Below are 8,718 nucleotides of genomic sequence, written 5' to 3' on the forward strand. Positions count from 1 at the left end.
GTGACACCCAGGCGAACCGGCTTGCGAAGGAGGGAGATCGGCCCTCTGGACACTTAGTAGAATCTGTTCTACTTTTTCGCCGTGGGACGGAGCGGGGAGGTGGGCCGGTGAGCGTCGCGGCGCTGCTGGAGGCGCGGGCGGACGACGACCGCCCCGGGCTGCGGTCCGCCGACGACGGCCGGGCCTGGACGTGGCGGGAGGTCGTGGCCGAGTGCGCCGCGCGCGCCGCGTGGATGCGCGGTGAGGCGCGCCCCGACCGGCCGGTCCACGTCGGCGTCCTGCTCGACAACCTTCCCGAGGTGGTGTTCCTCCTCGGGGGCGCGGCGCTGTCGGGAGCGGTGGTCGTGGCGCTGAACCCGACGCGGAGCGCCGTCGAGCTTGCGGGTGACGCGGAGCGCGCCGACTGCGATCTTGTGCTGGCCCAGCCGCGGTATGCGGGCAAGGCCGCCGCGCTCGGGCTGCCCGTGGTCGACGTGGACGCCTTCGGTGAGCTGATCGCGCCCTTCGCGGGCTCGCCGGTGCCCGGCGTCTCGGCGATCGAGGCCGGGACGCTGCTGATGCTGATCTTCACTTCTGGGACGTCGGGGCGTCCGCGGGCCGTCCGCGTCACCCACCGGAAGGTGGTCGTGCCGGGCGAGATGCTCGCCGGGCGCATGCTGTCGCCGGAGGCCGTCGTCTACTGCCCGATGCCGCTGTTCCACTCGGGCGCGGTCATGGCGGCGTACGCGCCGGCGCTGGCCGCCGGGGCCGAGCTGGTGCTGCGCGCCCGGTTCTCGGCGTCGGCCGTCCTGCCGGACGTGCGCGCCCACGGCTGCACCTACCTGCACTACGTCGGCAAGGCCCTCTCGTACGTGCTGGCCACACCGGCGGGGGAGGACGACGCCGACAATCCGGTGCGGTTCGCGTTCGGGAACGAGGCGGCGCCGGTGGAGCAGAAGGCGTTCGGTGAGCGTTTCGGGTGCTTCGTCATCGACGGCTACGGATCGACGGAGACGGCGATCTCGCTGGCGCCCGACCCGTTCGGGCCGCAGGGCGCGCTCGGGAGGCTCACCGACGGCATCGCGATCCTCGATCCGGCGGGCCGGCCGTGCCCGCCCGGCGTGTTCGACGAGGCCGGACGCCTGGTGAACGGCGACGAGGCCGTGGGGGAGCTGGTCAACACCGGCGGCCTCGGCCTGTTCGACGGGTACTACAAGGAGGACGCCCCCGACCGGCTCCGCGACGGCATGTTCTGGAGCGGCGACCTCGCCTACGCCGACGCGGACGGCTACGTCTTCTTCGCCGGGCGCAGGGGCGACCGGGTCCGCGTGGACGGCGAGAACTTCGGCGCCGTCCAGGTGGAACGGGTCCTGGCGGAGCTTCCCGGCGTCCGGCAGCTCGCCGTGTACGGGGTGCCGGACGCGGCGTCCGGCGACCAGGTGATGCTGGCCGTCGCCGCCGACGCCTTCGACCCGGGCGCGTTCGCCGGCTACCTGCGCGGGCGCGCCGACCTCGGGCCGAAGTGGATCCCGCGGTACGTGCGGGTGGCGCGGGAGCTGCCCGCGACCGCCTCCAACAAGATCCTCAAGCGCCGGCTGGCCCGGGAGGGCTGGCGCACCGACGACCCGGTGTGGTGGCGGCCCGGCCGCGACCTCGACTACCGCCCGATGACCGCGGCGGACGCGGCCGCGCTGCGGGACGAGTTCGAGCGCCGCGGCCGGCTGCACCTCCTGGAAGGGAGCGGATGAGTGGACTTCAACCTCGACGAGACCCAGCAAGAGATCAAGGGGCTCGCGGCGGACGTGCTCGCGCGGGAGGCCGCGCAGGAGCGGCTGGAGGCGTTCGAGAAGAGCGAGGCGCCCTATGACGACGTGACGTGGAAGGCGCTCGCGCAGGCGGGGCTGCTCGGCGTCGTCCTGCCCGAGGACGCGGGCGGCGCCGGGCTCGGGCCGGTCGAGCTGGCGGTGGTCCTGCGGGAGGTCGGGGTCCGCACCGCGCCCGTCCCGGCGTACGCCTCGCTCGCGCTGGCGGCCGTCCCGATCGGGGCGCACGGGACGCCGGAGCAGCGCGCCCTGCTGGCCCCGCTCACCGAGGGCGCGACGATCCTGACGGGCGCGTACCGCGAGGTCGGCCCGGCCGGGGAGGTCGCCGCGACGGCCCGCCCGGACGGCGGCGGGTACGTGCTGGACGGCGTGAAGACGTTCGTCCCGTACGCGCGGGAGGCGTCCCTGATCCTCATCCCGGCCCGCGTCGAGGGGGGCGGCGTCGGGGTGTTCCTCGTGGAGCCCTCCGCCGTGACGATCACCGGGCAGCCGTCGGCGACGTCGGAGCCGCTGTCGCGAGTCGCCCTGGACGGTGTCCGGGTCGGCGCGGACGCCCTGCTCGGCGGGACGTCGGACGGCGCCGCCTGGGACACCCTGCGCCGCTCGGCCGTCGCGGGCGCGGTCGCCGTCGCGTCCGGCGTCATCGACGGCGCGCTGGAGCTGACGAAGGAGTACACGAAGACGCGCGAGCAGTTCGGCCGGGCGCTCGCGCAGTTCCAGGCGGTCACGATGCAGATCGGGGACGTCTACATCGCCAAGCGCGCGCTGGACGTGGCCGTGTGGGCGGGCGTGTGGCGCCTGGCGCAGGGCGCGGACGACGCCGAGGAGGTCCTCACCATCGCCGCCTACAACGCGTGCGACCCCGTGGTGAAGGCGCTCTACACCTGCCAGCACCTGCACGGCGGCATCGGCCTGGACATCACCTACCCGCTGCACCGGTACTTCGCCTGGGGCAAGCACTGCGGGCATCTGCTCGGCGGCGGCGAGGACCGTCTCGACGCGCTCGGCGCCCTCATCGCCCAGGAGGCCTGAATGTTCATCGACCTGACCGACGAGCAGAAGCGGCTGCGCGCCGAACTGCGCGAGTACTTCGAGAACTGCCTGACCGCGGAGCAGCGCGCGGCCATCCGCGCCGACCCGTTCGGCCCGCCCTACCTGGAGCACTGCCGGAGGCTCGGCCGCGACGGGATGCTCGGCGTCGCGCTCCCGAAGGAGTACGGGGGCCGCGGCTACGGCCCGGTCGAGCAGACGATCTTCGCCACCGAGATCGCCCGCGCCGAGGTCACCTACCCGCTGATCACGCTGAACTCCGTGGCGCCGACGATCCTGCAGTACGGGTCGGAGGCGCACAAGGAGCGGTTCATCCCGCGCATCCTCGCCGGCGAGTGCCACTTCGCGATCGGCTACAGCGAGCCCGGCGCCGGCACCGACCTCGCGGCGCTGCGCACCACCGCCGTCCGGGACGGCGACCACTACGTCGTCAACGGCCAGAAGATCTTCACCTCCGGCGCCCACCACGCCGACTACGTGTGGCTCGCGGCCCGCACCGACCCGGAGGCCAAGAAGCACAAGGGCATCTCGATGCTCATCGTGGACTGCGCGGACCCGGGCTTCTCCTGGACGCCGATCATCACGATGGACGGCGCGCACCACACGAACTCGACGTACTTCCAGGACGTCCGCGTCCCGGCCGACATGCTGATCGGCGAGGAGAACAAGGGCTGGGACCTCATCGTCAACCAGCTCAACCACGAGCGGGTCACGCTCGGCCCGGCCGGGAACATCGGGCACACCCACGTCCGGTTCGCGCGGTGGGCCCGCACGACCCGGGGGCCGGGCGGCCGCCCGCTCATCGAGGAGCCCGCGGTGCGGCGCGCGGTCGCGCAGGTCTACGCCTACCTGCGCGCCAACGAGCTCCTCAACTGGCAGGTGGCGGCCAACCAGGACCTCGGCTGGCTCGGCGCGGCCGACGCGTCCGCCACCAAGATCTACGCCTCGGAGCGGATGCAGGAGGTCGGCCGGATCGTCGGGGACGTCCTGGCCCGGTACGGCGACCCGGGCGACCCGGAGACGGCGGACTTCATGGAGGCCCAGGACCGGCTCGCCAAGGGCGCGCTCGTGCTGACCTTCGGCGGCGGGGTCAACGAGATCCAGCGCGAGCTGATCGCCATGATCGGCCTCGGGCTGCCCCGGGCGCCGCGCTGATGCCGCGCTGATGCCGCGGGGGCCGGCCGGGTCGGGCGGCGGTCCGCCGCCTGACCGCGGGCCGCCCCGCGGTCAGACCTTCCTGGCCCGCACCTGCTTCGGCCCTGCGCCGTGGGCGAAGCCGGCGACCTCCCGGGGGTCGCGGTGGGCGTGCTCGTGCAGTTGCAGCCGGGACGTGGCGCGCCGGAGGTCGTCCATGAACAGGTCGGCGAGGTCGTGCCCGAACCCGTTGCGCACCACGACGCGCAGGACGTCGAGGTCGGTGCGGTTCTCGGGGAAGCTGTAGGCGGGCACGAGCCACCCGTTCTCGCGCAGAGCGGCGGACACGTCGTAGACGGTGAAGCCGGGGGCGTCTCCCCGGACGCGGAACGCGAAAACCGGGAGTTCGCCGCCGTCGGTGAGCGTCTCGTACGGGCCGAGCCCGGCGATCTCGGCGGCGAGCCGGGTGGCGACGTCCCGGCACCCCTGCTGGACGCGGCGGTACCCGTCGAAGCCGAGCCGCAGGAAGTTGTAGTACTGGGCGACGACCTGCGCCCCGGGGCGGGAGAAGTTCAGCGCGAACGTCGGCATGTCGCCGCCGAGGTAGTTGACGTGGAAGACGAGGTCGTCGGGGAGGGCGTCCTCGTCCCGCCACAGCGCCCAGCCCACGCCCGGCATGACGAGCCCGTACTTGTGGCCGGAGGTGTTGATGGAGGCGACCCGCGGCAGCCGGAAGTCCCACGGCAGGTCGGGGTCGAGGAACGGGGCGATCATCGCGCCGGACGCGCCGTCCACATGGACCGGGACGTCGAGCCCGGTGCGGGCCTGCAGGTCGTCGAGCGCCGCCGCGATGTCGGCCACGGGCTCGTAGCTCCCGTCGAACGTGGAGCCGAGGACGGCGACGACGCCGATGGTGTTCTCGTCGCAGAGCTCAACGGCCTCCCGCGCGCCGAGGTGGTAGCGGTCGCCCTCCATCGGCACGTAGCGGGGCTCGACCTCGAAGTAGTTCGCGAACTTCTCCCAGCAGATCTGCACGTTGACGCCCATGACGAGGTTGGGGCGGTCGGCCGGCGCGCCCGCGGCCCGCCGCCGCTCCCGCCAGCGGCGCTTGAGCGCGAGGCCGCCGAGCATCGCGGCCTCGCTCGATCCGGTGGTGGAGCAGCCCACGGCGTGGTGCGGGTCCTCCGCGTTCCACAACCGGGCGAGCATGCGCACGCAGCGCATCTCCAGGTCGGCGGTGCGCGGGTACTCGTCCTTGTCGATCATGTTCTTCTCGGCGCACTCGGCCATCAGCAGCCGCGCCTCCGGCTCGGCCCACGTGGACACGAACGTCGCCAGGTTCAGCCGCGCGTTGCCGTCCAGCATCAGCTCGTCGTGGACCACCTGGTAGGCGGTGGACGGCTCCATCTCCCCGGCGGGCAGCCGGTTCCGCGGGACCGTCAGGGGCTCCCGCGTGAAGATCGGGTTGATCTCCAGGTCGCGGCCGGCGCGCCCGGCGCGGGGCGGGTGCTTCGGAGCCATGTCGCCCTCCTCGTCCGTGCGGGGACGGGGCGCCCCCGGTCCCGCACGTCAGGTACCCGCCGCGCCGCCGCGCACACACCGCGTGAGCGTGTCGTCGCAGGTCGGGCGCCCGCCGGGGCCCGGGTCAGCCCGCGGGGGAGGGCTCGTCGAAACCGTTCTCCAGGATGGCGAAGGCCTGGTCGACGGTCTCCGACAGCGTGGAGAACGCCCCGCCGAGGCGGCGGGTGGCGTCGGCGGCGGCCTGGAACGCGCAGGTGGTGGCGGCGGCGACGACGTGCGGGCGCAGCTCCGTGGCGGGGTCCAGGCCCATCCGCTCGGCGATGACCTCGGTGAGCAGCGCCTGCTTCTTCTGCGCGTGCTCCAGGCTGCCCGCCATCAGCGTCGGGCTGTCGCTCATCATCGAGAGCATGCACTCGAAGCGGCCGGGGTCGAATCCGAGCTCGCCGGCCTCGCAGGCGCGCGCGATCTCCACCACGGTGTGCCGCAGCGCGGTCATGATCGGCTCGTCCGGGGGGCGTTCGGCGAGCTTGCCCAGCACGGCGCGGGTCTGCTCTTCCTGGAAGGTGAGGGCGACGTCCTCTTTCGAGGCGAAGTAGCGGAAGAACGTGCGGGACGAGACGTCCACGGCGTCGGCGATCTCCTCGACGGTGGTGGCGTCGAACCCCTTCTCGGCGAAGAGGGTGAACGCGGCGTCGACGAGCGCCTCTCGGGTGCGCTGCTTCTTGCGTTCGCGCCTGCCCGGGGGCTGGGAACCGGGGCCGGACGTGCCGGTCTCGGGGGCGGTCGCGGTCATGCGCGCATTGTAATCGCCCGGCGATCGTCCGTCGAGCGCTGGATGTCGTGACGTGAAACATGTCGCACGCAGACCAAGGGCAGTTGACGACAACTGTCATGCCATGACAGTTTGTGCCCATGCCAAGCCGGAGGTCGATATGACTCAGTCCCATGGCGCCGAGACCCTCGAACCGGGCGCCGTCCCCATACCGCCGCGCGACCAGGCGCGCGGCCGTCCCGCCAGGGCGGGACACGGGCATCCCTGGCTCACGCTCGTCGCGGTCGCGCTGGGCGTGATGATGGTCGGGCTGGACGCGACCGTCGTGTCCATCGCCAACCCCGCGATCGCCAAGGACCTCGGCGCGAGCCTGTCCGGCCTGCAGTGGGTCACCAACGCCTACCTGCTGGCGCTCGCCGTCACGCTGATCCCGGCCGGGAAGATCGCCGACCGCTTCGGCCGCAAGCGCACCTTCCTCGCGGGCGTCGTCGGGTTCGCCGTGTCGTCGGTGCTGATCGGGCTCTCGGGCGGGCTCGGCATGGTGATCTTCTGGCGGGTCGTGCAGGGGTTCGCGGGGGCGCTCCTGCAGCCCGCGAGCCTGGCCCTGCTGCGCAACACGTTCCCGGCCGAGCGGCTCAACGCCGCGATCGGCATCTGGGGGTCCACGGTCGGGATCTCCATCGCGGGCGGCCCGATCGTCGCCGGGCTGCTGGTGGAGAACGTCAACTGGGAGTCGGTGTTCTTCCTGAACGCCCCGCTCGGGCTGGTCGCGCTGCTCGTCGGCCTGTGGGTGATCCGCGAGTCGCGGGACGAGGAGGCCGCCGGCTCGTTCGACCTGGCGGGCGTCGCGCTGCTCAGCGGCGCGCTGTTCGCCCTGGTCTGGGGGCTCATCAAGGCCGGTGAGCACGGGTTCGGCGCCACCGTCCCGCTCGTGTCGTTCGCCGCGTCCGTCGTGCTGTTCGCCGCGTTCGTCTGGAACGAGCTGCGGGTGGAGCGCCCGCTGCTGCCGCTCGGGCTGTTCCGGTCGGTGTCGCTGTCGGCGGCGACCGGCCTCATCGTGCTCGGCTTCTTCGGGATGTTCGGGACGATCTTCTTCATCACCCTGTACCTGCAGCAGGTGCACGGCATGAGCCCGGTGGACGCGGGCGTGCGGATGCTCCCGATGACCGGCGTGTTCATCGTCGCCTCCCCGGTCGCGGGCGCGCTGACCAGCCGGTTCGGGCCGCGGGTGCCGCTCGTCCTCGGGATGGCGTTCACCGCGGCGGCGATGTTCGGCCTGTCGCGCATCGGGGTGGACGCCCCGTACGTGCAGCTGTGGCCGTGGTTCGTGCTGGTCGGCCTGGCGTTCGGGATGGTCATCGTGGCCGGCACCGAGGCCATCGTCGGCAACGCGCCGGCCCATCTCGCGGGCGTCGCGGGCGGCCTCCAGCAGACCGCCTCGCAGGTCGGCGGCGTCCTCGGCACGTCGGTGCTGGGCGTGCTGCTGTCGACCAGGGTCGGGGACGTGCTGTTCGGGAGGCTCACCGGCGCGGGCCTTCCCGGGGCGGCGGCACACCAGCTCGAAGGGCAGGGCGGGCTCGTCTCGCAGGGGGTGGCGCCCATCCCGCCCGGCACGTCGAAGGAGGCGGCCGACGCCATCACGACGGGGAGCCACCTCGCGTTCATGGACGGCTTCCAGACGTCCCTGACCGTGGCGGGCGCCGTCGCGGTCGTCGCGGTGCTCGCCGCGCTCCTGGTGCGGCGGGGGACCTCTCCGGTCGAAGGCGCGGCCGCCGCGTAGGCCCCGGTCTAGGCTGCCGGTGTGATGGGTTTCGCGAGGCTTCGCCGGATCCTCAGGTCCTATCCGATGCCGCTGGCCTTCCTCGGCCTGTTCGCGGCCGTGTGGATGGTGCAGGTGCTGGTCCTGCCGCCGGGCGCGCGGCAGGCGGTGATCGCCTGGGCCAGCACCAACCTGGCCAACCTCGCGGTCAACCCGGTCGGGACGATGGTCGCCTCGGCGTTCGTCGCCGAGGGGTCGCAGGGCGTGCTGCTCGTCGCGGCGGCGATCGGGCTGTTCCCCACCACCCGGCGGTTCGGGAACCTGCGGGCCGTCGCCCTCATCGCGGCCTCGCACGTGCTCGGCACGCTCGTCAGCCAGGGGATCGCGCTGGCGCGGCTGGAGGCGGGCCTGCTCTCGGACTCCATCCGCACGATCCCCGACGTCGGCCCGTCCTACGTGCTGTGCGCGGCGCTCGTCGCGGCCTTCCTGTACGGGGACGGGCGGGTCCGCCGGCTGGTCGCGCTGGCCTGGTGGTGCGCGCTCGTGCCCGTCCTGCTGGACGGTCTGCTCACGCTGGAGGTCGCCGCCGTCGGCCACCTGGTGGCCATGCTCACCGGCGCGGCGGCCGGGGGGCTGCTCCTGCTCCTCGAACGCAGGCGCGGGCCCGCGCCGCTGGGCGC

7 protein-coding genes are annotated in these 8,718 nt (G+C 73.3%); 5 read left to right on the plus strand and 2 right to left on the minus strand.

The window, feature by feature from the left end:
- The first annotated feature begins 107 nt into the window (after positions 1-107).
- From ABWI04_RS30445 to ABWI04_RS30455, 3 genes are read left to right on the plus strand one after another with little or no spacing between them, the layout of a single operon-like run.
- Positions 108-1,727 carry an AMP-binding protein gene (locus ABWI04_RS30445; RefSeq protein ID WP_353834595.1) on the plus strand — a complete coding sequence of 540 codons (1,620 nt, stop codon included), beginning with the start codon at positions 108-110 and terminating at the stop codon, positions 1,725-1,727.
- Positions 1,728-2,834: an acyl-CoA dehydrogenase family protein gene (locus tag ABWI04_RS30450; protein ID WP_353834596.1), complete on the plus strand. Its 1,107-nt coding sequence runs from the start codon at positions 1,728-1,730 to the stop codon at positions 2,832-2,834.
- The gene (locus tag ABWI04_RS30455) at positions 2,835-4,007 is read left to right on the plus strand and encodes an acyl-CoA dehydrogenase family protein (protein WP_345184014.1); all 1,173 of its coding nucleotides are present in this window, start codon (positions 2,835-2,837) and stop codon (positions 4,005-4,007) included. It begins immediately after the preceding gene.
- A gap of 72 nt (positions 4,008-4,079) precedes the next feature.
- Here ABWI04_RS30455 and gad read toward each other — a convergent pair whose 3' ends face one another.
- Both gad and ABWI04_RS30465 read right to left on the minus strand, forming a co-directional pair.
- A complete protein-coding gene (gad, locus tag ABWI04_RS30460) occupies positions 4,080-5,507 on the minus strand; it encodes a glutamate decarboxylase (protein ID WP_345184016.1) in 1,428 nt (475 codons plus the stop codon).
- 124 nt (positions 5,508-5,631) lie between these two features.
- Positions 5,632-6,300 (minus strand): TetR family transcriptional regulator, encoded by a 669-nt coding sequence (locus ABWI04_RS30465; protein WP_345184019.1) that lies wholly within the window; start codon positions 6,298-6,300, stop codon positions 5,632-5,634.
- A 139-nt stretch (positions 6,301-6,439) separates the two neighbouring features.
- Between ABWI04_RS30465 and ABWI04_RS30470 the strand changes: the two genes are divergently transcribed.
- A complete protein-coding gene (locus ABWI04_RS30470; protein ID WP_345184021.1) occupies positions 6,440-8,059 on the plus strand; it encodes an MFS transporter in 1,620 nt (539 codons plus the stop codon).
- A 24-nt stretch (positions 8,060-8,083) separates the two neighbouring features.
- Positions 8,084-8,718 (plus strand): rhomboid-like protein (locus ABWI04_RS30475; RefSeq protein WP_353834597.1); only part of this gene is annotated, 635 nt, incomplete at its 3' end.

This window comes from Actinomadura sp. NPDC000929 (genome assembly GCF_040492065.1).
GTDB lineage: Bacteria > Actinomycetota > Actinomycetes > Streptosporangiales > Streptosporangiaceae > Spirillospora > Spirillospora verrucosospora.